General features: G+C 70.9%; 27 protein-coding genes and 1 tRNA gene. 11 read left to right on the forward strand and 17 right to left on the reverse strand.

What is annotated here, in order from left to right; all coding sequences use genetic code 11:
- Positions 1-98: 98 nt before the first annotated feature.
- Together ACXKZB_RS15245 and ACXKZB_RS15250 are read left to right on the forward strand one after the other, a co-directional pair.
- Positions 99-1,484 carry a MoxR family ATPase gene (locus ACXKZB_RS15245; protein ID WP_488823701.1) on the forward strand — a complete coding sequence of 462 codons (1,386 nt, stop codon included), beginning with the start codon at positions 99-101 and terminating at the stop codon, positions 1,482-1,484.
- Positions 1,477-3,477 (forward strand): vWA domain-containing protein, encoded by a 2,001-nt coding sequence (locus ACXKZB_RS15250; RefSeq protein WP_488823702.1) that lies wholly within the window; start codon positions 1,477-1,479, stop codon positions 3,475-3,477. The genes ACXKZB_RS15245 and ACXKZB_RS15250 overlap by 8 nt, the downstream gene beginning before the upstream one ends.
- Positions 3,478-3,811: 334 nt before the next feature.
- Here the strand turns inward: ACXKZB_RS15250 and ACXKZB_RS15255 are convergent, their stop codons facing one another.
- Genes ACXKZB_RS15255 through ACXKZB_RS15265 form a run of 3 tightly spaced genes read right to left on the reverse strand, consistent with a single transcriptional unit; the run spans position 3,812 to position 5,850 of the window.
- The gene (locus ACXKZB_RS15255; protein WP_123314177.1) at positions 3,812-4,570 is read right to left on the reverse strand and encodes an SCO1664 family protein; all 759 of its coding nucleotides are present in this window, start codon (positions 4,568-4,570) and stop codon (positions 3,812-3,814) included.
- Complete coding sequence (locus tag ACXKZB_RS15260; protein WP_123314178.1) at positions 4,567-5,094, reverse strand: DUF3090 domain-containing protein; 528 nt, start codon at positions 5,092-5,094, stop codon at positions 4,567-4,569. Before ACXKZB_RS15260 ends, ACXKZB_RS15255 begins: the two co-directional genes overlap by 4 nt.
- Before the next feature lie 33 nt (positions 5,095-5,127).
- Entirely contained in the window at positions 5,128-5,850 is a 723-nt protein-coding gene (locus ACXKZB_RS15265; protein WP_488823703.1) for a histidine phosphatase family protein, read from the reverse strand.
- A gap of 90 nt (positions 5,851-5,940) precedes the next feature.
- Here ACXKZB_RS15265 and ACXKZB_RS15270 point away from each other — a divergent pair, with 90 nt between their 5' ends.
- From ACXKZB_RS15270 to ACXKZB_RS15280, 3 genes are all read left to right on the forward strand, one after another.
- Positions 5,941-7,146: an MFS transporter gene (locus ACXKZB_RS15270; protein WP_488823704.1), complete on the forward strand. Its 1,206-nt coding sequence runs from the start codon at positions 5,941-5,943 to the stop codon at positions 7,144-7,146.
- 71 nt (positions 7,147-7,217) lie between these two features.
- Positions 7,218-8,363, forward strand: coding sequence for an AI-2E family transporter (locus ACXKZB_RS15275; RefSeq protein ID WP_488823705.1), 1,146 nt, complete (start codon positions 7,218-7,220; stop codon positions 8,361-8,363).
- Between the two features lie 63 nt (positions 8,364-8,426).
- The gene (locus ACXKZB_RS15280) at positions 8,427-8,855 is read left to right on the forward strand and encodes a BLUF domain-containing protein (RefSeq protein WP_111084665.1); all 429 of its coding nucleotides are present in this window, start codon (positions 8,427-8,429) and stop codon (positions 8,853-8,855) included.
- Here ACXKZB_RS15280 and ACXKZB_RS15285 read toward each other — a convergent pair.
- The 4 genes from ACXKZB_RS15285 to ACXKZB_RS15300 form a co-directional block, all read right to left on the reverse strand.
- Positions 8,818-9,450, reverse strand: coding sequence for a ScbR family autoregulator-binding transcription factor (locus ACXKZB_RS15285; RefSeq protein WP_340196751.1), 633 nt, complete (start codon positions 9,448-9,450; stop codon positions 8,818-8,820). The two genes, ACXKZB_RS15280 and ACXKZB_RS15285, sit on opposite strands and share 38 nt — an antisense overlap.
- A 97-nt stretch (positions 9,451-9,547) precedes the next feature.
- Positions 9,548-10,921, reverse strand: coding sequence for an ABC transporter substrate-binding protein (locus ACXKZB_RS15290; RefSeq protein ID WP_488823706.1), 1,374 nt, complete (start codon positions 10,919-10,921; stop codon positions 9,548-9,550).
- Positions 10,922-10,948: 27 nt separating this feature from the next.
- Complete coding sequence (locus ACXKZB_RS15295) at positions 10,949-11,890, reverse strand: carbohydrate ABC transporter permease (RefSeq protein WP_488823707.1); 942 nt, start codon at positions 11,888-11,890, stop codon at positions 10,949-10,951.
- A gap of 15 nt (positions 11,891-11,905) precedes the next feature.
- On the reverse strand, positions 11,906-12,853 hold the full coding sequence (locus ACXKZB_RS15300; protein WP_123314369.1) for a carbohydrate ABC transporter permease: 948 nt from the start codon (positions 12,851-12,853) through the stop codon (positions 11,906-11,908).
- 230 nt (positions 12,854-13,083) lie between these two features.
- Between ACXKZB_RS15300 and ACXKZB_RS15305 the strand changes: the two genes are divergently transcribed.
- On the forward strand, positions 13,084-14,316 hold the full coding sequence (locus ACXKZB_RS15305; protein ID WP_488823708.1) for a Gfo/Idh/MocA family protein: 1,233 nt from the start codon (positions 13,084-13,086) through the stop codon (positions 14,314-14,316).
- Positions 14,317-14,390: 74 nt separating this feature from the next.
- Entirely contained in the window at positions 14,391-15,404 is a 1,014-nt protein-coding gene (locus ACXKZB_RS15310) for a LacI family DNA-binding transcriptional regulator (RefSeq protein ID WP_261783934.1), read from the forward strand.
- 57 nt (positions 15,405-15,461) lie between these two features.
- On the opposite strand, the gene ACXKZB_RS15315 is transcribed toward ACXKZB_RS15310, so the two are convergent.
- On the reverse strand, positions 15,462-15,917 hold the full coding sequence (locus ACXKZB_RS15315; protein WP_488823709.1) for a winged helix-turn-helix transcriptional regulator: 456 nt from the start codon (positions 15,915-15,917) through the stop codon (positions 15,462-15,464).
- An 84-nt stretch (positions 15,918-16,001) separates the two neighbouring features.
- Here ACXKZB_RS15315 and ACXKZB_RS15320 point away from each other — a divergent pair, with 84 nt between their 5' ends.
- Both ACXKZB_RS15320 and ACXKZB_RS15325 read left to right on the forward strand, forming a co-directional pair.
- The gene (locus ACXKZB_RS15320) at positions 16,002-16,697 is read left to right on the forward strand and encodes an SDR family oxidoreductase (RefSeq protein WP_488823710.1); all 696 of its coding nucleotides are present in this window, start codon (positions 16,002-16,004) and stop codon (positions 16,695-16,697) included.
- A gap of 43 nt (positions 16,698-16,740) precedes the next feature.
- The gene (locus tag ACXKZB_RS15325; RefSeq protein WP_488823711.1) at positions 16,741-17,142 is read left to right on the forward strand and encodes a hypothetical protein; all 402 of its coding nucleotides are present in this window, start codon (positions 16,741-16,743) and stop codon (positions 17,140-17,142) included.
- A 10-nt stretch (positions 17,143-17,152) separates the two neighbouring features.
- Here the strand turns inward: ACXKZB_RS15325 and ACXKZB_RS15330 are convergent, their stop codons facing one another.
- The 5 genes from ACXKZB_RS15330 to serS all read right to left on the reverse strand — a co-directional run bounded on the left by ACXKZB_RS15330 (position 17,153) and on the right by serS (position 20,553).
- Positions 17,153-17,716, reverse strand: coding sequence for a GrpB family protein (locus ACXKZB_RS15330; protein WP_488823712.1), 564 nt, complete (start codon positions 17,714-17,716; stop codon positions 17,153-17,155).
- Complete coding sequence (locus ACXKZB_RS15335) at positions 17,713-18,255, reverse strand: GNAT family N-acetyltransferase (RefSeq protein WP_488823713.1); 543 nt, start codon at positions 18,253-18,255, stop codon at positions 17,713-17,715. The genes ACXKZB_RS15330 and ACXKZB_RS15335 overlap by 4 nt, the downstream gene beginning before the upstream one ends.
- Positions 18,255-18,342: transfer RNA gene (locus ACXKZB_RS15340), tRNA-Ser, on the reverse strand. Before ACXKZB_RS15340 ends, ACXKZB_RS15335 begins: the two co-directional genes overlap by 1 nt.
- An 88-nt stretch (positions 18,343-18,430) precedes the next feature.
- On the reverse strand, positions 18,431-19,294 hold the full coding sequence (locus tag ACXKZB_RS15345; RefSeq protein WP_123314216.1) for an HAD-IIB family hydrolase: 864 nt from the start codon (positions 19,292-19,294) through the stop codon (positions 18,431-18,433).
- Positions 19,291-20,553, reverse strand: a complete 1,263-nt coding sequence (gene serS, locus ACXKZB_RS15350) for a serine--tRNA ligase (RefSeq protein WP_123314217.1) — start codon at positions 20,551-20,553, stop codon at positions 19,291-19,293. Before serS ends, ACXKZB_RS15345 begins: the two co-directional genes overlap by 4 nt.
- Positions 20,554-20,639: 86 nt before the next feature.
- On the opposite strand from serS, the gene ACXKZB_RS15355 reads away from it, so the two are divergent.
- Positions 20,640-21,710 (forward strand): diacylglycerol/lipid kinase family protein, encoded by a 1,071-nt coding sequence (locus tag ACXKZB_RS15355; protein ID WP_488823714.1) that lies wholly within the window; start codon positions 20,640-20,642, stop codon positions 21,708-21,710.
- A 35-nt stretch (positions 21,711-21,745) separates the two neighbouring features.
- Here the strand turns inward: ACXKZB_RS15355 and pheA are convergent, their stop codons facing one another.
- The 4 genes from pheA to ACXKZB_RS15375 all read right to left on the reverse strand — a co-directional run bounded on the left by pheA (position 21,746) and on the right by ACXKZB_RS15375 (position 25,181).
- Positions 21,746-22,702 carry a prephenate dehydratase gene (gene pheA, locus ACXKZB_RS15360; protein ID WP_340196742.1) on the reverse strand — a complete coding sequence of 319 codons (957 nt, stop codon included), beginning with the start codon at positions 22,700-22,702 and terminating at the stop codon, positions 21,746-21,748.
- Between the two features lie 85 nt (positions 22,703-22,787).
- On the reverse strand, positions 22,788-23,333 hold the full coding sequence (locus ACXKZB_RS15365; RefSeq protein WP_488823715.1) for a MarR family winged helix-turn-helix transcriptional regulator: 546 nt from the start codon (positions 23,331-23,333) through the stop codon (positions 22,788-22,790).
- Between the two features lie 28 nt (positions 23,334-23,361).
- Complete coding sequence (locus ACXKZB_RS15370) at positions 23,362-23,811, reverse strand: hypothetical protein (protein ID WP_488823716.1); 450 nt, start codon at positions 23,809-23,811, stop codon at positions 23,362-23,364.
- Positions 23,808-25,181, reverse strand: coding sequence for a molybdopterin-dependent oxidoreductase (locus ACXKZB_RS15375; protein WP_488823717.1), 1,374 nt, complete (start codon positions 25,179-25,181; stop codon positions 23,808-23,810). Before ACXKZB_RS15375 ends, ACXKZB_RS15370 begins: the two co-directional genes overlap by 4 nt.
- Positions 25,182-25,202: 21 nt before the next feature.
- Here ACXKZB_RS15375 and ACXKZB_RS15380 point away from each other — a divergent pair, with 21 nt between their 5' ends.
- A complete protein-coding gene (locus ACXKZB_RS15380) occupies positions 25,203-26,642 on the forward strand; it encodes a glycosyltransferase 87 family protein (protein ID WP_488823718.1) in 1,440 nt (479 codons plus the stop codon).
- The last annotated feature ends 2 nt before the right edge of the window (positions 26,643-26,644 follow it).

Raw genomic sequence — 26,644 nt, forward strand, 5'->3', positions numbered from 1 at the left:
CCAATCATCGCGGTCGCTCCGGAAACCCACAAGCGGACGGGAGGCACGGTGCCAGCTGGCACCGTGCCTCCCGTCCGCAACGGCGTAACGTCCAGGACGTGACCCGACCCGACATCCACACGGTCGGCGAGCTCCGCACTTCTGGCCACGTCCAGAAGACGGTCCGCGCCGAGATCCGCGACAACCTGCTCACCGCGCTGCGCGCGGGAGACGACCCCTGGCCCGGCCTGCACGGGTTCGAGACGACCGTGATCCCACAGCTCGAACGTGCCCTCATCGCCGGCCACGACGTCGTCCTGCTCGGCGAGCGCGGCCAGGGCAAGACCCGCCTGCTGCGGACGCTGCAGGGCCTGCTCGACGAGTGGACCCCGGTGATCACCGGCTCCGAACTCGGCGAACACCCGTACGAGCCCATCACCACCGCGAGCGCCCGCCGGGCCGAGGACCTCGGTGACGCCCTACCGATCTCGTGGCGCCACCGCGACGACCGCTACGTCGAGAAGCTCGCGACACCGGACACGAGCGTCGCCGACCTGATCGGCGACGTCGACCCGATGAAGGTCGCCGAGGGGCGCAGCCTGGGCGACCCGGAGACCATCCACTTCGGACTCGTCCCCCGCGGCCACCGCGGCATCGTCGCCATCAACGAGCTGCCGGACCTGGCCGAGCGCATCCAGGTCGCGATGCTCAACGTGATGGAGGAACGCGACGTCCAGATCCGCGGCTACGTGCTCCGGCTCCCCCTCGACGTACTCGTGGTGGCCAGCGCGAACCCGGAGGACTACACGAACCGCGGCCGGATCATCACACCGCTGAAGGACCGTTTCGGCGCGGAGATCCGGACCCACTACCCGATCGAACTCGAGGACGAGATCGCCGTCATCCGGCAGGAGGCGCAGCTCACCGCCGAGGTGCCGGACGCGATCGTCGAGATCCTGGCCCGCTTCACCCGTGCGCTGCGCGGGTCGAGCGCGGTCGACCAGCGCAGCGGTGTCAGCGCCCGGTTCGCGATCGCCGGCGCCGAGACGGTCGCCGCGGCGGCCGTGCACCGCGCAGCACGCCAGGGTGAGCCGGACGCCGTCGCGCGACCGATCGACCTCGAGACGGCGGTCGACGTGCTCGGCGGCAAGATCGAGTTCGAGAACGGCGAGGAGGACCGCGCGGACGAGGTGCTCGAGCACCTGCTGCGGACCGCCACGGCGGAGACGGTGCGTGCCCGGTTCCGCGGGCTGGACTTCGGGGTGCTCGTCGAGGCGCTCGACGGCGGGACGATGGTGACGACGGGCGAGCAGGTCGGGGCACGGGCGTTCCTCGAGGGGCTGCCGTCGATCGGCGAGTCCGACCTGTACGACCAGGTGTGCGAGCGCCTCGGTGCCACGAACGACGGCGAGCGCGCGGGTGCGATCGAACTCGCGCTCGAGGGGCTCTTCCTCGCCCGCCGCATCAGCAAGGAGTCCGGCGGGGGCGAAGCCGTCTATGGCTAGGCAGAACCGTCGCCTGACGCGGGACACCCGGTACGGCAGGTACACCGACGGTCCGGACCCGCTCGCGCCGCCCGCCGACCTCGCCGAAGCACTCGACGCCATCGGGCAGGACGTGATGGCCGGCACGTCGCCCGAGCGCGCGATGCGGGAGTTCCTGCGCCGTGGCGGCCGGACGCAGCGCGGGCTCGACGACCTCGCGCGCAAGGTCGCGGAACGGCGACGGGAACTCACCGCGAAGAACAACCTCGACGGCACGCTCCAGCAGGTCCGCGAACTGCTCGACCAGGCGCTCCGTGCCGAACGCGGCGAACTCGCCCGCAACGTCGACCTCGACGACGGGGACCGCGCCCTGGGGGAGATGCAGCTCGACAGCCTGTCCCCGTCGCCGGCCGCCGCCGTGCAGGAGCTCGGCGACTACGACTGGACGAGCCGCGAGGCCCGGCAGAAGTACGACGAGATCAAGGACCTGCTCGGACGCGAGGTGCTCGACCAGCGCTTCGCGGGCATGAAGCAGGCGCTCGAGGGTGCCACGGACGAAGACCGCGCCGCCGTCAGCGCGATGATGCAGGACCTCAACGAGCTGCTCGAGGACCACCGCGCCGGCACCGACTCGCAGGAGCAGTTCGACGAGTTCATGGCGAAGCACGGCGAGTACTTCCCGTCGGGCCCCGCGAACGTCGAGGAGTTGCTCGACGACCTCGCCGCGCGGGCCGCAGCCGCCCAGCGGATGCGGAACTCGATGACGCAGGAGCAGCGCGACGAACTCGACGCGCTCGCCCAGCAGGCCTTCGGCTCCCCCGACCTGATGGGGCAGCTGTCCCAGCTCGACGGCACCCTGCGGTCGCTGCGCCCCGGTGAGGACTGGGGCGGGTCCGAGCGCATGGACGGCGAGCAGGGCCTCGGACTCGGCGACGGCACCGGGGTCTTCCAGGACATCGCCGACCTCGACGCCCTCGCCGACCAGCTCGCGCAGTCCGGACCCGGCTCCGAGCTCGACGACCTGGACCTCGACGCCCTGACCCGGCAACTCGGCGCCGAGGCGGCCGTCGACGCCAGGACCCTGCAGCAGCTCGAGAAGGCCCTGCGGAACTCCGGGGCGATGCGCCGCGGAGCTGACGGACAGCTCCGGCTCACCCCGAAGGCGATGCGACAGCTCGGCAAGAGCCTGCTCCGCGACGTCGCCGAGCGGATGTCCGGCCGACAGGGTGCACGGGACGTCCGGCAGTCGGGCGCGGCCGGCGAACCGTCCGGTGCGACCCGGCAGTGGGCGTACGGCGACACCGAGCCGTGGGACGTCACCCGGTCGATCACGAACGCCCTGACCCGGACCGCCGCCACCGGCCGGGTCGGCCCCGGCGTCCGCCTGACCATCGACGACGTCGAGGTGCAGGAGACGGAGGCCCGCACGCAGGCCTGCGTCGCGCTGCTCGTCGACACGTCGTTCTCGATGGCGATGGAGGACCGCTGGGTGCCGATGAAGCGCACGGCCCTGGCGTTGCACACACTCGTCTCGACGCGGTTCCGCGGCGACGACCTGCAGCTCATCGCGTTCGGGCGCGAGGCCGAGGTGGTGGACATCGAGCAGCTCGTCGGTCTCGACGCCATGTGGGACAAGGGCACGAACCTCCACCACGCGCTGCTCCTCGCCAACCGGCACTTCCGGAAGCACCCGTCGGCGCAACCCGTGCTGCTCATCGTCACCGACGGCGAGCCGACGTCGCACCTCGAGCCGAACGGGCAGGTGTGGTTCGACTACCCGCCGGACCCGGTGACGATCGCGCTGACCGTGCGGGAGCTCGAGAACGCCGGCCGGCTCGGCGCCCAGACGACGTTCTTCCGCCTCGGTGACGACCCGGGGCTGGCGAGGTTCATCGACGCGATGGCGAAGCGGGTGGACGGCTCGGTCGTCGCTCCGGAGAACGACGACCTCGGCGTCGCCGTCGTGGACTCCTACCTGGGCTCGCGCCGCGGCGGACCGTCGTTGTTCGACTAGTCCCCGAGATGGTCCGGACAGGGACTGTTGCGCGGGATTCCGCGGCCGTATGCTGAGCGCCACCACCGTTGCCCCAGACCCCGGCCGCTGTGGCCGTTCTTCCCGCGCCGATCTGTCGGTGCGAGGGAAGCGGTCGGCCGAGGGCACCTGATCCGTTCTCGACCGGTCGACCCCCGCGGGGTCCCGGAGTGCAACGGCGCACGCCACCGGACGTCACGGGTGTCCGCGTCCACGGATCACGGACGCGGACCGGTCGGTGGGGTCCGGACCCGACGGGCCCCGCCGACCCGCACCCGACGGGCCACAGGGGCCGCCAGGTCCGCCGGGCGTGGGGTCAGAACAACGGCCACGGCACCGCGGGGCCGTGCCCCGGCGGTGGCGGGAAGATGCCGACGGCCCGCAGTGCCGCGCACCGCGCACGCAGCGTGTCGACCTCTTCCGGTGTCAGGTGCTCGGCGAGTTCGTCGCCCAGGGCACCGCGGAGCGCTTCCGACACCCGGTCGAGCCCCTCGAGTTCGTCCGGCCCGAGCGGCTCGCCGATCCACCCCCACAGCACCGTGCGGAGCTTGTGCTCGACGTGGAACGCCAGCCCGTGGTCGACCCCGAACCGGTGACCGTCGGGCATGGCCAGCACGTGCCCGCCCTTGCGGTCGGCGTTGTTCACGACGACGTCGAAGACGGCCATGCGACGCAACGCCTCGGAGTCCTCGTGCACCAGCGTCACCGGCTGGTCGTGCTCGTCGATCGCCTCGAGGACGGGCAGCCACGGTGACCCGTCGGCCTCGGCGACCTCGGGCGCGACGAGGTCGACTGCGTCCTGATCCGGGTCGATCGTCTGCCAGCGCTGCACCATGCCGGGGCCGAACGGGCCGTCACCGAGCCAGGTCGGCGGGACGATCCCCCAGCCGAACGCCTCGGACACCAGGTGCGCCCCGATCTCGCGGCCGGCGAGCGTGCCGTCCGGGAAGTCCCAGAGCGGGCGCTCCCCCTCGATCGGCTTGTAGACGACTGCCTCGCCGTCCAGTTCGGCCAGGAACGTCGCGTTCGAGGCCTCGCGGATCCGCGCCGTGATGTTCAGTGAGCCGTCGCTCATGCGTCGCCGGGCCGACGGCCGGCGGCGACGATCTCGCGCGTGCGCTCGACGAACGCGCGGGCGGTGCCGACCGGGATCTTGACCTGGAAGAGCTCGTCGGGTTCGGGGATCTCGACGACCGCCTCGATCTCGATGCCGTCCTCGCTCTCCTCCGACACGATCTCGACGTCGTCGTCGATCGGGTACGCCTCGATGACCACCTGCGCCGTCGACGGGTCGAAGCCCAGGCTCAGGGCGCCGGCACGGAACTCCGGTTCCACGGGCTGGTCGAGGGGCTCCGGGTCACGGAGTTCGACGGGAGCGGTGTCCGGCACGCTGAAGCGGTTCGCCTCGACCGTGGCGACCTCGTCCAGCAGCTCGTCGATCTTCTCGGCGAGCACTGCGGTCTGCTCCTTCTCGAGGGCGACGCTGGTGACGCGCTTGCCGGAACGGGCTTGCAGGTAGAACGAGCGCTCGCCCGGACGGCCGATGGTGCCGACGACGAGGCGGTCCGGCCAGTCGAAGCCGTGGACGATGGAGGGCATACCCGCATTGTAGGAGTGCGGGCCTGCGCCCGTTCAGGGTCTGGCAGGACCTGGCTCGGACGGGGCCTCCGGGTGTCCGGCCCCGCCGCCGACCGCCGCGTCCCCGCTCGGCGCCGGAGCGGTCGCGAGCCACGACAGATCGCCGGACTCGGTGTTCGTCGCGACCACCTCGGGGCGGTGCTCGCCGTACCGGACGACGGACACCGACGCCGGTCCGACACCGATGCGCTGGAACAGGTCGAGGTGCATGCCGAACGCGTCGGCGAGGACGGACTTGATGATGTCACCGTGGCTCACCGCGACCCAGACCGCGCCGGGACCGTGCGCCGCCTCGACCTCGGCGTCGATGCGGCGGACCGCCGACACCGCCCGAGACTGCATGGTCTGCATGGACTCGCCGCCGGGGAACACCACGGCGCTCGGGTTCGCCTGCACGGTCCGCCACAGCGGCTCCTTCGACAGGTCGACGAGCTTCCGCCCCTGCCACTCGCCGTAGTCGGCCTCGGTGATCGCCCGCTCGACCGCCGACGCGGGGTCGCCCGACTGCCGCTCCAGGATCGCCCGGGCCGTCTGCCGGCACCGTTCGAGCGGGCTCGAGACGACGGCGACGAGGGGCACGGCCGCGATGCGCTCCGCGGTACGGTCGGCCTGCTTCCGGCCGACGGCGTCGAGTCGCACGCCGGCGGTGCGTCCGGCGAGCACGCCCGTGGCGTTCGCGGTGGTGCGTCCGTGTCGGACGAGGAGGACGGTCGCCATGTGCCCGATCCTAGGCGGCACCTGCCACGACGGGCGTCGGCGAGCGCGGCGACCCTTGACGGGCCGTCGGCCGACCGATCAGATGGTCACATGACCCGGCACCCTCGAGGGGCCCTGTTCGCCACGTCGACGATGACCGGCTTCGGCATCGCCACGTGGGTGACCAGGACGCCCGCCATCCGCGACGAACTCGGGGCGTCGATCGAGGCGATGGGGCTCGTGCTGCTCGGGCTGTCGATCGGGTCGATGATCGGGATCCTCGGTGCCGGTGCGCTCGTCCGACGGCTCGGGACGCGACCGTTGATCCTGCTCGGTGGCGCGCTGCCCGTGGTCGGCATGGTCCTCGTCGCCCTGCTGGCCCCGGCGCAGGTGCCGGCGGGTGTCTGGGCGGGGCTGTTCCTGATCGGGTTCGGGTCCGGAGTCGCCGAGATCGGCCTCAACGTCGAGGCCGCCGCGGTCGAACGGCACATCGGCCGCCCGGTGGTGCCGGTGCTGCACGCCTGCTTCAGCCTGGGAACCGTCGTCGGCGGGGTCGTCGGCATCGCGATGACGGCCGCACGGACGCCAGTCGTGGTGCACCTGCTCGTCGGAGCGGTGGTGATGGCGGCACTCGCGGCGTTCGCTGCGCGCAACCTGCAGCCACTCCCGCGTGCCGCGGCACAGACGGGCGGAGCCGACGCCGCAGACGCCGCCGGCGCGTCCCGCGTCACCACGGCGACGCGTCGATCCGTCATCACCGTGCAGCTCGCCCTCATCGCGGTGATCACGCTCGCGATGGCCTTCGCCGAGGGCGCCGCCAGCGACTGGCTCCCGCTCCTGATGACGACCGACCACGACGCCCCGGAAGCGGTCGGCTCGCTGGTCTTCACCGGGTTCGCGCTCGCGATGCTCATCGGTCGGTCGGCCGGAACCCCGCTCGTCACGCGGCTCGGGCGAGGCCCGGTCGTCCGGCTCTGCGCCGCGGTCGGCGGGATCGGGGTCCTGCTCGTGGTGGTCTCGCCGAGTCCGGTCGTCACGGCGATCGCCGCCGCCGTGTGGGGGCTCGGCATCGCCCTCGGGTTCCCACTCGCGATCTCGGCAGCGGGTGACCACCCGACCGACGGGGACCGCCGCGTTTCGGTCGTCGCCACCGCCGGGTACATCGCGTTCCTGGTCGGACCGCCCCTGCTCGGCTTCGTCGGCGAGCACCTCGGGCTGCAGGCGGCGATGCTGGTGCCCCTCGTGCTGCTCGTCGCCGCCTTCGTCGTCGCGCCCGCCGCCCGTGACGCCGACGTGCGGCGGACCGTCCCCACCTGATCCGCGAGGCCGGGCGCGCGTCCGTGCGCGGGTCCGGGCGCGCCGCCCCGCGGATCGGTACGGTCGATCCCATGCCGTTCTTCCGCGACAGCCTCCAGCCGACCACCCCCTCGAAGATCCAGGCGGCGTGGTCCGACTCGGCGGGCCGCCTCGCGACGCGCTGCCTGCAGCTGATCATCGTCGTGGTGGTCATCGCGGGCGTCGTCTACGCCGGCGGCGTCCTGAGCGTCGTCACCATCCCGGTGCTGCTCGCGCTCATCATCGCCTCGGCCATGCACCCGGTCGTGTCCTGGCTCCGCAAGCACCGGGTGCCGTCGGTGCTGGCGACCCTCGCGGTGCTCATCGGCGTCCTCGCGGTGCTGGGCCTGGTCGGCTGGCTGATCGTCGTCGCGGTCGAGAACCAGTGGTCGCAGCTGCAGAAGTCGGCCGTGGACGGCTTCCAGCAGTTGCAGGACTTCGCGAAGAACCTGCCGTTCTCGATCTCGGACAAGCAGGTCGACGACGCGGTGGCGTCCGTCACCGACTTCGTCACGAGCGCGCAGTTCGGCTCCGGCGCCCTGGCCGGCGCCTCGGCCACCGCGAACTTCCTGACCGGCCTGGTGCTGATGATCGTGGTGCTGTTCTTCTTCCTCAAGGACGGCCCGAGCATCTGGGAGTTCCTGCTCCGTCCGTTCACGGGTGAGCGGTACGCACGTGCACGCCGGGTCGGCGACCGCGTGGTGTCGACCCTCGGCGGGTACGTTCGCGGCACCGCCACGGTCGCCGCCGTCGACGCCATCGGCATCGGTGTCGGCATCGCGATCGTCGGCGTCCCGCTCGCACTCCCCCTGGCCGTCGTCGTGTTCATCACCGCCTTCATCCCGATCGTCGGTGCGACCGCGGCCGGCATCCTCGCGGCCCTCGTCGCATTGGTCGCGCTCGGCCCGGTCCAGGCGCTCATCGTGGTCGGCATCGTGATCCTGGTGAACCAGCTCGAGGGCAACTTCCTGCAGCCGGTCCTGATGGGTCGCACGCTGAAGCTGCACGGCCTGGTCATCCTGATCGGTCTGACCGCGGGCACCGTCCTGGCCGGCATAACCGGGGCCATCATCTCGGTGCCGCTGCTGGCCGCCGCGTGGGGCGCGATCCTGGTCTGGGACGGCCCGAACACCCCGGCGCGTCCGTGGCGGAAGAAGCGCAACGAGGACGTCACGGCCCACGAGCTCCCCGCCGACTGAGTCGCGGGGCGTTCTGCGGACATCCGTTTCGCGCAATCGGGACCGTCGCACGAAGATGGACCCGTGCTCGTCTCCATCGTCTACATGAGTCGCGCCGTCGTCCCCTTCGACGACGGCGACCTGGCGACGCTGCTGGACGGCTCACGCCTCCGCAACGAGGCGCTCGGCGTCTCCGGACTGCTCGTGGTGAAGGGCGGCCGCTTCATGCAGTTGCTCGAGGGCCCGGCGTGGAGCGTGGACGACCGGTTCGCCGCCATCAGCCGTGATCCGCGGCACGGCGAGGTGAAGTCGCTCATCCGCGAGGACATCGAGCGACGACGCTTCGACGGATGGTCGATGGCCTACCGCTCGCTCGACGACGCCGACGTCCACGCGGAGCCGGGCTTCAGTCCGTTCCTGTCCGGCGAGACGGACTTCCCACGGTCGTTCGACCGCACGAGCGCTGCGTGGCTGCTCAAGTGGTTCCGCGACCGCGAACTCCACGACCGCTGAACGTCTCGTCCACCACCCCGAGCAGTCGGTCGCGGTGCGCCGGGTCCGCCGTGGCCGTCAGCACGACCCGCCACATCGTCGCGACGGCCGGGAACAGGTCCGAACGCCCGGTGCGGACGTCGGACACGAGTTGCACCCCGGTGAAGTACGGCACGACGGTGGCGCCGAGCTGCTCCGCGCTCAGGTCGGTGCGGAGCTCACCGGCCGCGATCGCCAGCCGGAACACGTCGACGATCCCGCCGATCCACTGCTCGTAGAAGCTGACCGTCGCCGCGTGGAACTCGCCGCGCTCCAGCGACAGCCGGATGCCCGCCCGCACGATCGGGTCGGTCCGCAGCAGGTCCGCGATGGCGTGTGAGGCGCCGACCAGGGCGGCTGCGGGCGACTGCTCGGTGTGGCTGACGACGTCGAAGGTGCGGACGTTCTGCTCGTCGATCACACCGAGCGCCAGGGCCAGCTTGGTCGGGAAGTGGAAGTACAAGGCTCCCTGCGAGACGCCCGCGCCGCGGGCGATGGCCGCGATCGTCGCGGCGGCGAAGCCGACGCGGTCGAACTCCTCCGCAGCGGCCACCAGGATCTGCTCACGTCGTTCCACGTGACCAGTCTGACGGTCTGGAGGCGCGGGGCGGGCGTGCCCTGTGCCTCCAGACCGAGGGGTGGTCGCGTCAGACCGCGTCAGGTGGCCCGCGCGCTCAGGTGAGCGCCAGCAGGTTGTTGACCTGCTCGTTGGTGCCGGTCAACGTCGAGATCGGCTTGCCGTTCGCGTAGACGTTGTCGAAGGCCGGCTGCAGCAGCGCCTGCACGTCCGCCGGGTTGCGGGTGACGGGGAACAGGAAGGTGGTCTTCTCCTCCACCTGCCGGGTGAAGGCCGACACGTCCAAGCCGCGCTTCCGGAACGACGCGACCGCCGCCTCGGTACCGGCGGGACGGGCCGGGAACACCACGCCCGCGCGACCGACGATCTCCTGCGCGGTGTCGCTGCCGAGGAACGCGACCCACTTCGCCGCGGCCTCCGGGTCCTTCGCCTGCTTCGTGATCGAGTCGCCCAGCCCGTTGAACATCGACGCCCGCTTGCCCGTCGGCCCGATCGGCGTGGGTGCGACGGCGATGTCGAGGTCCTGCATGTTCAGGTAGGAGCCGATCATCCACGAGCCGTTGAACGACAGCGCGCACTTGCCCGCACCGAGCTGCACCTCCGGACCGGTCGTGGTCGAGAAGACGCCGTACTTCGCCATGTAGCCCTTGTCGGCCAGCCGGTAGTACCAGGCGAGGGTGTCCTGCACGGTCTGCTCGTCGTAGCGGAACCTGTCGCCCCACGGGTTCTCGTTCGTGTAGAACCAGTCGGTCGAGCCGGTGAAGGGTGACCACTGCGTCTGGCCGAAGCCGTCGCCGCCGGAGCCGTTCGACGAGATGCCGTAGACCTCGACGTTCTCCTTGTCGAACCCGGACTCGTCACCCCGCCGCCCTTTGGCGTCGATCGTCAGGTGCGCGAGCATCCGCTCGAACGAGCCGCCGTCGTCGGGGTTCCACTCGAGCGTGGCGAGCTCGTCGTCGGAGACGCCGGCCTGCTGCATCGCCTTCCGGTCGTAGAACATCCCCACGGTGTCCCAGTCCTTCGGTGAGCCGTAGCGGTGTCCGTCCTGGCCCTTCCACAGCTCGGCGAGGCCGGACTGGTAGTCGTCGTCGCGGATCGACTTCGTCGCCTCGAGCTCGTCGAGCTTGTACAGCACGTCGAGGTCCGAGTACTGCGGGAACTTCGTCAGGTGGTCGGTGAAGACGTCCGGGGCGGTGCCGGCGATGAACCCGGCCGTCAGCTTGGTCCAGTAGTCGGCCCACCCGAGCTGGGTGATCTGCACCGTGATGTCGGGGTTCTCGCGGTGGAACGCCTTCGCGACCTGCTGGTACGCGGGCAGCTGGTTGGAGTCCCAGAGCCAGTAGCTCACGGTGCGGGGGCCGCGCTTCGACGCGGTCCCCCGGCTCGGTGACGAGCAGGCGGCGAGGGCACCGAGGGCGAGGGCTGAGGCGCCACCGGCGAAGAGTGCGCGGCGGGAGAGGGTGTTCGTCATGGTGTGGTGGTCCTGTCCGAGCCGGGGCTACTTGATCCCGGAGAAGCCGATGGAGTTGACGATCCGCTTGGCGAAGACGCCGAACAGCACGATCATCGGGAGGGCCGCGACGAGGGTCGCGGACATGAGCCCGGCCCAGTCGGTGCCGGACTGCGGGGACTGCGACTTGAAGACGCCGAGCGCCACGGTGAGCACCCGCGAGCTGTCGGTGTACGACACCATGAGCGGCCAGAAGTAGTCGTTCCAGCTCGTGATGTACGTCAGCACGGCGAGCGTGGCGATCGGTGCGGCGGCCATCGGGATGACGAGTCGGAAGAACACCCGGACCTTGCCCGCACCGTCGATGAGTGCGGCCTCCTCGACCTCCTTCGAGATGCCGAGGAAGAACTGCCGCAGGAAGAACACCGCGAACGGGGTCATGAACATCGTCGGCAGCGCGATGCCGAGCAGGTTGTCGACCAGCCCGAGCTGCTTGATGAGCGTGAAGTTCGGCAGCAGCGTGAAGATCGCGGGCACCATCAGGCCGGCGAGGAACACCCCGAAGACCTTGTCGCGTCCGGGCCAGCGCAGTCGGGCGAAGGCGTACGCTGCGGCGGCCGAGAAGAACACCTGGCCGACCGTGACGAGCGTCGACACGATCACGGAGTTGAGCAGGTACCGCCAGAAGTTCAGAGCAGCGCCGGAGCCGCCCTGGGCCAGCGCCTCCTCGGTGGTCTGCAGGCCGAGGACCCGCTCGAAGCCGCCCAGGCTGAAGCCGACCGGCAGCAGTGACGTCGGGTCGGAGTTGATCGCGCCGTTCGACGACAGGGCGGTGCGCAGGATCCAGTAGAACGGGAACAGGGTGACGACGATGACGAGGATCATCGCGACCCAGGCGAGGACGCGGCCGACCGACGGACGGCGACGGTGGCCGGCTCCGGGACGGGGCGGACGCTTCGTGGTGACGGAACGGGTGAGGGTCGTGGTCATGGTGCGGCGCTCCGTTCAGTCCAGGTCCGACTCACCCGAGCGGGTGAGTCGGTACTGGATGATCGTGATGATGCTGAGGACGATGAGGAGCGCGACCGAGACCGCGGACGCGTAGCCGAACTGGAACCGGCCGAACGCCAGGTTGTAGATGTAGTTCTGCACGACGTTCGTGGCGTTCGCGGGGCCGCCCTGCGTGGTGACGGCGACGGTGTCGAACACCTGGAACGAGCCGATCACGGTGATGATGAGCACCAGGGACAGGATCGGGCGGAGCAGCGGCACCGTGATGCGCCAGAACATCTTCCACTCGCTCGCCCCGTCGATGCGGCCGGCTTCGTAGACGGTCTCGGGCAGCGACTGCAGGCCCGCGAAGATCAGGAGCGCCGTGTAGCCGACGTGCCGCCACACGTTGATGAGCGCGATCGACGGGATGCCCCAGACGTCGCTCTGCAGGAACGGGATGCGGTCGAGTCCGAGGGCCGCGAGCATCTCGTTGCCGATGCCGAGCTGGGTGTCGAGGATCCACAGCCAGACGAGCGCCGCGACCACGTTCGACACCAGGTACGGCGCCAGGACGATGCCGCGCACGAAGGTCGACTTCGTCAGGCGGTGCATCATCACCGCGATGAACAGCGCGACGACCGTCTGGATGACGATGTTGATGAGCACGTACTCGACGGTGACCACCATCGAGTGCCAGAAGATCGAGTCCTGCACGAGCCGCGCGTAGTTCTGCAGCCCGGTGAACTCCGGTTCGGTGAGCAGGTTGTACGACGTGAAGCTCAGGTAGATGCCCCGCACGGTCGGCCAGGCGAGGAACACCACGAAGCCGATCGCGGCCGGCGCGATGAAGACGAGCGCGAGCCACAGGTCGTTCCGGGGACGGCGGCGGCGGGGGACGGTGGTGCTGGCGAGCGGGAGGTCGGCTGCCCGACTCCTCCGTCTCGTGCTGGCGGTCGTCAAGGGTGACGACACAGGGCTCTCGGTGGCCATCGCGACTCCTTCGTCTGCGGTGGACTGACGTGCAGCAGTCCGTGAGCCGGGAATCTACACGTGGGGACACGGGGTGGCAAGGGGCTTTTTCCCGTTCCCAATCGGGGGTTGTCACGTGTAGACGATCGTGTCAGGATGGCGGTCGATCGCATCGGCGCGACCTGCCGGCGACGCACCCCTCACCCCTGGAAAGGTCACTGATGATCTCTGTCGGAATGGTCGGCGCGGGCCAGTTCGCCCCCCAGTTCGCCAAGCTGTTCAAGCTCCACCCGGACGTCGACCGCGTCTTCGTGACCGACCTCGTCGACGACCGCGCGTCGGAACTCGTCGAGTCGCAGCACCTCGACGGCACGTTCGCCGACTTCGACGCCGTGCTCGCCTCGGACGTCGACGCGGTCGCGATCTTCACCCAGCGCTGGACGCACGGGCCGCTCGTCGTCAAGGCGCTCCGCGCCGGCAAGCACGTGTACTCGGCGGTGCCGATGGCGATCTCGGTCGACGAGATCCGCGACATCATCGAGGCCGTCCGCGAGACCGGGCTCACCTACATGATGGGCGAGACGAGCTACTACAACCCCGCGACGGTGTTCGCCCGCAAGCAGGTCGCCGAGGGCGCCTTCGGCCGGGTCTTCTACTCCGAGGGCGACTACGTGCACGACATGGACCTCGGGTTCTACGCCGCGTACCAGTTCAGCGGCGGCGAGGACTGGAAGCGCACCGCCAGCTACCCGCCCATGCTCTACCCGACCCACTCGGTCGGCGGCGTCCTCGGCGCCATCCCCGGACACGCGGTCAGCGTCAGCTGCATCGGCGTCAAGGACGACCGCGGCGACGGTGTCTTCGACAAGGACGTCAGCCAGTTCGACAACGACTTCTCGAACGCCACCGCCCTGTTCGAACTCGACAACGGCGGCGTCATGCGCATCAACGAGATGCGCCGCGTCGGCTACCCGTCGCACATCCGCGAGTCGCGCTTCCGCTACTTCGGCACCGAGGCGAGCTTCGAGCAGCTCGCGAAGGTCAGCGTCTGGCAGGACAAGGAGGACTCGCACGACATCAGCGACAAGATCAACACGCAGGCGACGATGGACCTCGACGACCCGCGTCTGGCCGGCGTCGACCCCTCGCTGCGCGACGCGTTCGTCTCCGGGTACGCCGAGGTGCACGACACCGACCGCCTGCCCGCCGAGTACGCCGGCGTGCCGACCGGACACGAAGGATCGCACCAGTTCCTGGCCGACGACTTCGTCCGCGCCGTCGTCGACCGGACCCTGCCGCCGGTGAACGCCTGGACCGCCGCACGCTTCACGCTGCCCGGCATCATCGCCCACCAGTCGGCCCTGCAGGGCGGCGTCCGCCTCGAGGTGCCGGACTTCGGCGACGCCCCGGACACCGTCGAGGCGGTGCCCTCGTCTAGGATCGCCAGCGAGTAGCACGTGGTGTTCGAGTGCCGGTCCGGACGGACCGGCACTCGAACACGACTCCCGAGCCGACGAAGGTGGCATCCGTGACCGTCCCGACGACCCCGAGGGCGGTCACCCGCGCCGACGTCGCCCGGTACGCCGGCGTGAGCACCTCCGTCGTCAGCTACGTCGTGCACGACGGCCCCCGGCCCGTCGCGGCCGCCACCGCCGCCCGGGTCCGCGACGCCATCCGCGTCCTCGGCTACCGCCCCAACGCCAGCGCCCAGGCCCTGCGCACCGGGTCGTCGAAGATGCTCGGCCTCATCGTCCCCGAGCTCGACAACCCGTTCTGGTCGGAGCTCGCCGTCGAGGTCACCCACGCCGCAGCCGCCCGCGGCTACGACGTCCTGCTCGCGAACAGCGACGGTGACGCCACCCAGGAGCGCGAGCGGCTCCGCAGCCTGTCCGCCCGGCAGGTCGACGGCATCATCCTGACGAGCATCATGACCCACCCGGACCTGTCCAACGTCTCCGACCCGGGCATCCCACTGGTCCTGCTCAACACCTTCTTCGAGGTCCCCGACTACGCCAGCATCGGCGTCGACGCCCTGCGCGGCGCGTACGACGGCACCCGGCACCTGGTCGAGCACGGGTACGAGTCGATCGGCCTGGTGATGGGGCACGCGGGGTCGATGGAGCTCCGTGAACAGGGGTGGATGCGGGCCCTGCGCGACGCCGGGCTGCCCGACGGCCCGATCGTCCGGTGCGACTTCACCCGACGGGGCGGCTACGAGGCCGGACTCCGGATGTTCACGAACGGCACCGGACCCCGCGCCGTCTTCGTCAGCTCGGACATGCAGGCAGTCGGCGTCCTGCGGGCACTGTGGGAGCTCGGCCTGCGCGCGCCGGAGGACGTCGCGATCGTGTCGTTCGACGGCGGTGCCGAAGCGGACTACACGAACCCGCAGCTCACGACGGTCCGACAGCCGATCGAGACGATGGCGACCGCCGCGGTCGACCGCGTGCTCGGGCTCGACGCGGACAACCAGTGGCACCGCGACCTGGTGCCCGCCGAGTTGGTCCTGGGCGCGAGTTGCGGGTGCGACGTGCGTCGCTGACGCGCCCACCAGCCGGACGGGAGGCGCGGGGCGGGACCGCCAGGGGCCTCCCGTCCGTCAGATGGCCGGGTCCATGACGGCGGTGAGCCGCTGGATCGGCACACGCTGCTGGGACTCCTGCGTCACCGCGACCGCTTCGACCATCTCACCCGACTCGGCGTCGACGAAGCGCAGGTCCGACGTCAGCTCGGACGGACGGTACCGGTCAGCCCAGCCGCCGAGTGCCAGGAGCACCAGCGAGAGGTCGCGGCCGGCGTCGGTGAGGACGTACTCCTCGCGCGCCCGGGCACCCTCCGGCTTGTAGGTGGTGCGCTCGAGCACTCCCCCGTCGACGAGGGAGGCCAGTCGCGCCGTGAGGACCTCGCGCGGGACGCCGAGGCTCTGCTGGAACTGGCTGAAGCGCGTCGAGCCGGCGAGGGCGTCGCGCACGATCATGAGCGTCCACTTCTCGCCGAGGACGTCGAGGGACCGTGCGATGGGGCAGCGCTCGTCGCCGCCGAGGATGCCGAGCATGCGTTCATCCTAGCTGGGTTCGATTTCCGGACACAACGTGCTAGGTTCGATTTCCGTACTCAACTTCTTCGTCTGGAGCACCACATGACCGACCTCACCAACGCGATCGTCCTCGTCACCGGAGCGAACGGCGGCCTCGGCGCCGAGTTCGTCCAGCAAGCCCTGCAGCGCGGCGCCGCCAAGGTCTACGCGACCGCCCGCACCCCGCGCACCTGGGACGACGAGCGCATCGTGCCGCTCGCCCTCGACGTCACCAGCCAGGACAGCGTCGACGCCGCAGCGCGCGCCGCAGCGGACACCACGATCGTCGTGAACAACGCCGGCATCGCCGGGTCCGACCCGCTCGTGGACACCTCGGTCGAGGAGGTCGAGCGCATCTTCGCCACGAACGTCTTCGGCGCGCTGCGCGTCGCCAAGGCCTTCGCCCCCTCGATCGGCGGCGGCGCCTTGATCGACGTGCACTCGGCCCTGAGCTGGATCGCCCTCGCCGGTGCGTACTCGGCATCGAAGGCGGCGTTCTGGTCCATCACGAACTCGCTCCGCCTCGAGCTGGCGCCCCAGGGCACCCAGGTCGTCGGCGCGCACCTCGGCTACACGGACACCGGCATGACCGCGGGGCTCGACGTCGAGAAGTCCGACCCCGCAGACATCGTCCGGCTCATCTGGGACGCCGTCGAGGCCGGTGAGCACGAGGTGCTGGCCGACCAGGTCAGCCGTGACGTCCGCGCCGGTCTCAGCGCGCCGCTGACGGCGCTGTACCCGGCGCTCGCGACCGCCTGACACTCGTGGACGCCCCAGCAGCCCCCGCCGCTACCATGACCGCATGGGGACGGCGGGGGCAGTGTCGGAGCGGCGCACGGGGTGGACGTCCGCGGGGTGGGCGACCCTGTTCTGGGTGACGACAGCGCTCGGAACGGTCGCGGGCTTCGCCACGTGGTTCTGGCTGTACCTGGCGTCCGACGTCGACAACCGACGTTCAGCTGACGACTTCTCGCACCCGAACGAGGGCGCGCTGTCCCTCGGCCTCCCGGTGGTGGTGGTCGCGCACGTCATCGGTTTCGGGTTGTTGCTGCTGACCGCCCGGAGGGCACGCCGCGGCCGCCGATCGGCGTGGTGGTTCGCCGCGGTCGCGCTGGTCACCAGCTCCCTGATCGGGATGGTGGCGCTGATGCCGCTCACCGACGGCCAGCTCCTGATGCCGTACCCGCTGCCGTTCGTGCCGTGAGCGGGACCGGTCAACCGCCGGCGCCGCGCCCGGTGATCCGGCGGTTCGTGGCCGTGATGGCGGCGCGTTCCCGGTCCGACAAGCCGCCGGCGAGCAGGATCCGGGCCAGCACCTCGCTCTTGCGCTCGATGTAGTCGTCGATGTCCTGCGCCTCGGCAGCGGCTCGGCGCTTCACCGCGGCGTACTCGTCCCGGAGCTCCGGGTCGGCGCGCAGCACGTCGCGGACGGCGAGGTGGTTCCGGAGCGAGAGCGATCCGGCGGTGACGACGTAGGTGTTGCTCGGGGCGAAGTGCTCGGGCGTCCGGAAGGCCTGCCGGTCGGGGACACCGAGGTCGCCCCGTGGCTCGAAGCCGATGGTCGCGAGTGCTGCAACCGCCGCCGTGACGTCGCCGGCATCGACCACGATGTCGACGTCGATGACGGGCTTCGCCGCGAGGCCGGGCACCGAGGTGCTGCCGACGTGCTCGATGCTCCGGTACCGAGCGCCGGCGGCGTCGAGCGCTGCGGCGTAGGCGTCCCGCAACACCGCGAACCGCTCGGGCCAGGACGGCTGGTACTCGACGACCTCGATCATCGAGTGCGCCGCGTGGCAGGCGGTGGTGCGAGGAGTTGGAACATGACGTGGTCGCGCCAGGTGCCGTCGATCTTGATGTACTCCGGCGCGAACCCGTAGCGGGTGAACCCTGCGGACTCGAGGGCACGCTGCGACCCGACGTTCTCGGGCAGGGTCTCGGCCTGCACCCGGTGGAGTCGGAGGACGTCGAACGCGTGGCCGGCAGCAGCGACGACGGCACGGGAGGCGTGCCCCTGGCGGAGTCGGTCGGCGCGGATCCAGTACCCCATCGCGCACGACTGCAGGGCGCCGCGGGTGATGCCGCTCAGTGTGATCCGCCCGAGGAGTTCACCGTCGGTCGACTCGATCACGAACGGCACGGCGCTGCCCGCACGCTCCGCGGCCAGTGACTGCACGATGACGTCGTGCTGGCCCTGCTCGGTGAAGTACGCCGGTGCCCGGGTCGGCTCCCACGGTCGCAGGTGCTCGGCGCTCGCGGTGATGACGGCGGCGAGCACCGCCGCGTCGTCGACGCGGAGCAGGCGCAACCGGGTGTCCATGGCGGAGGGTGTGGGATTCGAACCCACGAGACATCTCTGCCCACCTGTTTTCAAGACAGGCTCCATCGGCCGCTCGGACAACCCTCCAGTGACGCGACCACGTGGCGAGACGTGATCGCGTCCCGGGAAGTCTAACGGGCCTCCCGTCCGCCGTGCGCGTCAGCGCATGCCGCGGTCAGCGCGGCAGGGAGTCGAGCGCCGCTGCCAGGCCGTCGTCGGACACGCCACCGGTGAGCTCGTTGCCGGCGTCGACGACGTCGTCCGGAGCCTGGCCCATCACGACGCCGCGACCGGAGGTCGAGGCCCAGCGGAGCATGTCGATGTCGTTGCGGCCGTCACCCGCGGCGAAGACGCGGGAGCGCGGGATGTCGAGCCACTCGCGCACGCGTTCCATCGCGGTGGCCTTCGTCACGCCCTCTGGCGCGATGTCGAGCCACGCGGTCCAGCCGACGGTGTACGAGACCTTGTGCAGGCCCATGTCCTCGACGATCTGCAGGAACTCCTCGAGCCCGTGCTCCGGCGAGATCACGACGACGCGGGTGGCCTCGACCGTGAGCAGCTGGTCGAACGGCACCAGCTCGCCGGCGTTCGTCATGGTGTCGGCGGGGAAGTTCTCGGAGAGCCGGAAGTGGCCGGTCTCGTCCTCGACGCCGAAGGCCGCGTTCTCCAGGGCCCCGCGGATGGTCTGCAGGACGTCGCTCGGGTCGAAGTGCTCGACGTGGACGCGCTCGTAGGAGCCGTCCGGACGGCGGGCCAGGGTCAGCGCTCCGTTGGCGCAGACGAGGTACTTCGGCTCGATGCCGAGGGTCTCGAGCAGCGGCACCGTCATGCCCTCACTGCGGCCGGTCGACAGCATGACCTCGTGCCCCGCAGCCTCGGCGTCGCGCACTGCGGCGACCACGGCCTCGGTGATGACGCCGTCCTCGCGCATGGTGGTGCCGTCGATGTCGAGGGCCACCAGCCAGCGCTTCGTGCGGGCGGGAGCGCCGGTACCCGCGCCCTGCGCCGCACCGTCCACGAACCGCCCCTGCGCGCTCATCGGGGTTCGATCACCTCGACGCCACCGAGGTAGGGGCGCAGCACCTCGGGCACGACGACGGAGCCGTCGGCCTGCTGGTGCGTCTCGAGGATCGCGACGATCCAGCGGGTCGTCGCGAGGGTGCCGTTCAGGGTGGCGACCGGAGCCGTCTTGCCGCTCTCGGTGCGGTAGCGGATGTCGAGGCGACGGGCCTGGAACGTCGTGCAGTTCGACGTCGAGGTGAGCTCGCGGAACGTGCCCTGCGTCGGGACCCAGGCCTCGATGTCGTACTTCTTCGCCGCGCTCGTGCCGAGGTCACCGGCGGCGACGTCGATCACGCGGTAGTGCAGTCCGAGGTCCTGCAGCATCTGCTCCTGGTACGACACCAGCTTCTCGTGCTCGGCCTCGGCCTGGTCCGGGTGGACGTACGCGAACATCTCGAGCTTGTTGAACTGGTGCACGCGCAGGATGCCGCGGTTGTCCTTGCCCGCCGACCCGGCCTCGCGCCGGTAGCAGGTCGACCAGCCGGCGTAGCGGTGCGCGGTGTTCTCGATGTCGAGGATCTCGTCGGCGTGGAAGCCGGCGAGGGCGACCTCGCTGGTGCCGGTCAGGTACAGGTCGTCGGCCTCGAGCCGGTAGACCTCGGCCGCGTGCTCACCGAGGAAGCCGGTACCCGCCATGGTCTCGGGGCGGACGAGCGTCGGGGTGATGAGCGGCTCGAAGCCGGCGGCGATGGCACGGTCGAGGCCGAGCGACATGAGCGCGATCTCGAGCCGGGCACCGAGGCCGCGCAGGAAGTAGAAGCGCGAGCCGGAGACCTTCACACCGCGGGGGATGTCGATGATGCCGAGGTGCTCGCCGAGGTCGGCGTGGTCCTTCGGCTCGAAGTCGAACTCGGGCTTCGTGCCGACGGTGCGGAGGGTGACGAAGTCCTCTTCGCCACCGGCCGGGACACCGGGCAGGACGACGTTCGGGATGGCGCGGACGACCGAGTTGAAGGTGTCCTCGGCCGCGGTGACGGTGGCCTGGGCCTCCTTCACCTGCGCCGAGAGCGCCTGGGCCTGCTGCACGAGCGCGGCCTTCTCGTCCTTCGGGGCCTTGGCGACGGTCTTGCCGAAGGCGTTCTGCTCGGCGCGGAGCGACTCGAACGCGGTGATCGCGCTGCGGCGGGCGGCATCGGCGGCGACGGCCTCGTCGACGACGGCGACGGAGGCACGGCGGGCCTCCTGCGAGGCCTTGATGACGTCCGGGTTGTCACGAAGCAGCTGGGGATCGATCACCGCTCCATCCTAGAGGCGGCCACATCCACGTCGACCGTCCGCGCGGGGCTGTCCACGCGCAGCATCCGATCGGTACCGTTGGTCGCATGTCGACCCCTTCGGAGACCGCGCCCGCGGACCAGGACGCCCTCCCCACCGAGCACCGGACGGCAGCCGTGGTCTACAACCCGGTCAAGGTCCACCTGCCGACCCTCAAGCGCACGGTCCAGGAACACCAGGAGCAGGCCGGCTGGGCCGAGACCCTGTGGTTCGAGACGTCCGAGGAGGACCCGGGCGGCGGCATGGCCCGTGCGGCGATCGAGGCCGGTGCCGACGTCGTCGCGGCTGCGGGTGGTGACGGCACCGTCCGTGCGGTCGCCGAGGTCGTGCACGAGTCCGGTTCGACCCTCGCGCTGCTGCCGAGCGGCACCGGCAACCTGCTCGCCCGCAACATGAAGCTGCCCCTCGACGACCTGGCTGCGAGCGTCCGGACGATCTTCCACGGCGACGACCGGAAGATCGACTTCGGCATGCTGAAGATCGAGCGCCCCGGCGGCGAGCGCGAACGCTTCGGCTTCCTGGTGATGGCGGGCCTCGGGCTCGACGCCCGCATGCTCGTGAACACCCGCCCGGAGCTGAAGAAGAAGGTCGGTTGGCTCGCCTACGTCGATTCGCTGTTCCGCTCGGTGCGCGACGCCAGCGCGTTCGATTTCCGCTACCAGCTCGACGAAGACGGCAACCACTCGCTCCGGGCCCACTCGCTCATCGTCGGCAACTGCGGGATGCTCCAGGCCGGCGCGATCCTGCTGCCCGATGCCGAGATCGACGACGGCGTGTTCGACATCGCCGTGATGCGTCCCCGCGGGTTCTTCGGCTGGGTGCGGATCGGTGCTCGGGTGTTCTGGGAGAACGGGATCCTGCGGGCATTCCGCCGGTCGACCCTCGCCAAGACCGCCGTCGGCAAGAAGATCGTCTCGAAGTCGCGTGAGGAACGACCGCTGCGCTACCTGCGCGGGCAGGAGTTCACGGCACGGCTCGAGCGGCCCGACGAGTTCGAGATCGACGGTGACCCGGTGGGCAAGGTCATCGCGTTCCGCTCGCGCATCGACCCGATGGGGCTCGCGGTGCGCGTACCGGACCCGGCGGACGACCGGCACGGCTCGCGCCAGGTCCCCTGACCCGAACGGGACCGCCCGGACCGGGCGTCCGACCGTCAGCCCGCGTCGGGCTCGCCGGACACGATCGCGCGCAGCCAGTCCCGCGCCTCGACGAACGCCGCGTCCGAGTACCGCGTCGGCACCTCGGGCTGCACGCCGTCGGCCCGCGGGTACGACCCGAGGAACGTCACGCGCGGGCTGAACCGGCGCAGCCCGAGGAGGGCGTCGGCCACGCGCTCGTCCTGCACGTGCCCGTCCAGGTCGATGACGAACCGGTAGCGGCCGAGCTCGTCGCCGATCGGGCGTGACGACAGCAGCCCCATGTTGATGCCGCGGGTCGCGAACTGCTCGAGCATGTCGACCAGGGCGCCGGGGTGGTCGGCGGGCAGCTCGACGATGACGCTCGTCTTGTCGGCGCCGGTCGGTTCGGGCAGCGCGAGCGTCTTCGACACGAGCACGAAGCGGGTGACGGCCGAGGCGTTGTCGCCGATCGACGACGCGAGCACGACGACGTCGTGGTGGTCGGTGATGCCCGGCGGGGCGACGGCGGCGTCGGCTGTGGGGTTCGCCTCGAGCAGGGCCAGCGCGGCCGCCACGTTCGACGACGCCGGGATGTGGCCGTGGCCGGGCAGGTTCGCCTCGAGCCAGTTGTGGGTCTGCGCGTACGCCACCGGGTGGGCGTTCACGGTGCGGACGTCGGCGAGCGTGGTGCCGGGGCGTGCGACGAGCACGAAGTCGACCGGCACCAGGTACTCACCCACGATCCGCACGCCGGGGATGCGGGCGAGGGCGTCCTGCGTGGCGCTGACCCCGCCGTCGACGCTGTTCTCGATCGCGATGACCGCGCCGACCGAACGGCCGGACATGACGTCGTCGAGGGCCTCGCCGACGTTGTTGACGCTCCGCCACGGCTTGCCGGCCGCGGCGTCGACGAGCTTGAGGGCCGCCTCGGTGAAGGTGCCGGCCGGTCCGAGGTAGGAGTACGTGTCGGACGGCGCGGCGGGGTCGGTCATGGGCCGAGCCTATTGCAGAGAAGGAATCCGAACGGCCGCAAGAAGCGCCCATTCGGAGACACCAGGACCCCATCCGGAGTAGGCGTCAGTCCGCCGCCGCGCCCGTCAGCCGCTGCTCGCAGATCGCGGTGTCGTCGTCGTCCCGCGGGTACGTCAGCGCCGCGAACCGCCCCTCGGGGTCGAGCCGCGTCAGCAGTGCGGCCGCGATGCCGTCGAGCTGGACGACCTGCTCGTCGCTCAGCGCGTCGATCACGACGTGGCGTGCGGTGCGGACGTGGTCGGGCGCTGCCTCGACGATGGTGGCGTAGCCGGCGTCGGTGAGCCGGACGTCGGTGGCCCGGCGGTCCGAGGTCGACGGGCAACGGGTGACGAGTCCGCGCTTCTCGAGGCGGGACACCACGTGCGACAGCCGCGGCAGCGAGGCGTTCGTGGCCGAGGCGAGCGCCGACATCCGCAGCGTGCGGCTGTCGGTCTCGGAGAGCATCGCGATGACCATGTAGTCGAAGTGCGTCAGGTCGGCGTCGCGCTGCAGCTGTTGGTCGAGCGCGGCCGGCAGGAGTTCCATGACGGCCACGAGCTTCATCCACGCGCGCAGCTGCTCGCGGGTGAGCCACGGGGTCTCGTCGGTCATGTCGTCATCCTACCGAAAGGTTGTCGCTTTAACCAGTGGTCTGCGAGCCGCGCACGGCAGACCGCCGCGCCCGCACCACCCCGACGACGAGCACCGCCACCACCACGAGCAGCAACACCCCCTCGACGATCAGCAACCGCGTGCCGTAGTCGAACGGCAGGACCGTGGGGTTCTTCTGCCCGTGCCGCTTCGCCGCGATCTCGGGCAGGACCACGAGCGCGAGCACGCTGCCGAGCACGATCGCCGCCTGCACGACCACGAGCACCCAGGCGCGCAGCGACCGGCCGGCCCGCCGGAGCAGCAGCCCGGCACCGACGACGAACGGCGACAGGATCGCGTCGTGCAGGATGACCGCACCGAGCAGCCAGGCGGCCAACCCACCGATGCGCTTCGGCGACACGGACGTCACGAGGACGAACGCCCCGAACGCGATCACCAGCACGCCGACCACGACGAGCACGATCCGCGCGGCCTTCACCGCAGCACCTCGATCTTCTCGATCCACTTGGTCTGCAGCACGCCGGGGCGTCCGGGAGCGATGACCCGCGCCGGGAACCCGTGGTCCAGGTCGAGCGTCGAACCGTTCAGTTCGAGCGCCACCAGGGTCGTCGGGTCCTCGGCGTACTCCGGCCCCATGTCCATGATCCGGTAGCCACCGTGCCGCTCCAGGCTCGTGACCCGCACGTGCGATCCGGGTTCGGCCTGCACGGCACCGAGCAGGTCGCGCATCCGGATGCCCTTCCACGTCGCCATCTGGCTCCACCCCTCGACGCACGAGATCGGCAGGTCGACCTCGGTGGTGCCGAGGGCGACGAGTTCCGCACGCACGAAGGTGCGGGTCACGTCGGGTCCGACGACCGTCAGGGTCCAGTCCGCGGCGGTGGCACTGGCGAGCACGCCCGCCGCGCGGGCGGTGCGGTTGACCGGCAGGCCGTTCGCACCGAGACCGCGCTGGCGCGCTCCGAACACGTTGAACGGTTCGGCGAGCTTCGAGGACTGCCCCGCCGTCAGGGCGACGACGCCCACGACCGCGGCCGTCACGCCGCCGAAGAACCCGCGTCGCGCGATCCGCTGACGTCGGCCCTGTGCACGCTCGTCGACCGACCGGGAGGCCCGGGTCGGCTCCGCCGTGTCGGCCGCCGGTCGCGCGGCGACCTCGTCCACCCCGTCGATCCAGCGGAACACGCGGCCGAGCAGGCCGGGTGCCGCGGAACCGGCCGTCTCGGCGACCGCAGCCTGCGGGGCGGACGCGGGCCGGGCCTCCCGGGTCGGCGGGAGGAGCTCGCTGCCGGACGCGGGGTCCGCGATGAACCGGCCCTGCTCGTCGTACGAGTCGCGCTTCCGCCAGTAGCGGGCGATGACCGGCAGCTTGGCCGCGATGTGGATGACGAGCGAGCCGATGATCACGTACGCCATCGCGTTGTGCACCTGGCGGAACGGGAACGGCCACGGGTACCACTGGTACGTGTTGAGCAGACCGGTCGCGACCTGGATGATCGACGCCGACACGAGCACGGCGATCGAGAGTCGCTCGAACAGGTGCAGCACGCCGCGCACCGGCGGCACCTGCACCAGCGCGGGCATGACCGTGTTGAGCTTCGCCAGCAGCAGCGGGATGATCGCGATGCCGGTGGTGATGTGCAGGCCCTGCGTGAACTGGTAGAGCTGCGTCGGACGGGTCGGGAACCGCATCCAGCCGAGGGGCTCCTGCAGCAGGTGGCTGTAGATGCCGGTCCCGAAGCAGACCACGAACGCCAGGCCGAGCAGTCGTCCGAGCACCACCGCGGAGCGCGCGTTCCGGTTCGGCGAGGCCAGTGCGGCCCGCGCCTCGAACAGCAGGTGTCGCACGCCCGCTAGCCTCGACGGACCATGAGCGACCGACTGCGTGCCGTCCGACCGTCCTCCGCCGTCGGTCCGGGTGCCCGTCTCGCCGTCGTGGGAGCGGTCGTCGGAGTCCTGGCCCTCGCGGGCGTCATCGCCTTCGGCGTCACGCATCTGGGGTTCCTCCGTTCCGATACTCGTTCGTCATTCGTTGCGTGGACGCTGATCGCTTGGACGGTGTTCGTGATCGCCGTGCTCGCACTGCGCTTCGTGCCCGCCCGGTGGACGACCGCCGTGGTCGTGGTGGGGGCGGTGGTGGTCGGGATCGCGGCGTTGGCCGGTCCCCCGAGCACGAGCACCGACTCGGCACGGTACGCGTGGGACGGCATCGTCCAGCATGCCGGTGTCTCACCGTACGCGCACACCCCCCAGTCCACGGCACTGTCCGGTCTGCGGCCCGACTGGCTGTTCCCGGACAAGGTGGACGGCACGTGCGACGACCTCAAGCCCCGGTTCCGCGGCCTCGGCGACGGCGCGGACGGCCACTGCACCGCGATCAACCGGCCGGACGTGACGACGATCTACCCGCCCATGGCGCAGCTCTGGTTCGCCGCCGTCCGCGCCTTCGTGCCGGCCACCGCGCAGTACATGCCGTTCCAGGTGGCGGGCCTGCTGCTGTCCCTCGTGGTGACCGTCGCCCTCGTGGTGGTGCTGCGGAAGACCGGTCGCCCGACGTGGTGGGCCGCGCTCTGGGCCTGGTCGCCGCTGGTGGCGTCCGAGGCCGTGACGAACTCGCACGTCGACGCCCTGGGCGCGGCGCTCGCGACCGCGGGTGCCGTGCTCGTCGCGTTCGGCCGACCGATCTGGGGCGGGATCGCACTGGGAGCGGCCACGGCCACCAAGCTCATCCCGGCGATCGTGTACCCGCCGCTGCTCGGCCGGTGGCGGTCCTGGTGGGCGATCCCGGTCGGCATCGCCGTGTTCGGGCTGCTCTACGTGCCGTACGTGCTGACGACGGGGCTCGACGTGCTCGGGTACCTGCCCGGCTACCTGAGCGAGGAGGGCTACGAGGACGGCTCCCGCTTCGCCCTGGTGTCGATGGTCTTCCGGGGCGACGCGGCGACCGTGGTGGTCGGGCTCGCCGTGCTGCTCGCCGCGTTCGTCGCGTGGCGCCTGTCCGACCCGTCCAGGCCGTGGTCCGGCGAGGTCCTGATGATCGGCGTGACGTTCCTCGCCGTGACCCCGCGCTACCCCTGGTACGCGCTGCTGCTCATCCCGTTCGTGGTGCTGTCCGGGCGGTGGGAGTGGCTGTCGATCGGACTCGCGATCGCGCTGCGCGGGGTGTGGCCCTCGACGGACGCCTACCGGTGGTGGCTGCTCGCCGCGGTGGCCGTCATCGTGGTGGTCACGCTCCTGCGGACGAGCCGGTCCGACTGGCGGCGCTGGTGGGAACGGCTGTCGTTCCGGCGCGTCGAGCACGTACGCTGAGC

This window comes from Curtobacterium sp. ABR8 (genome assembly GCF_057812125.1).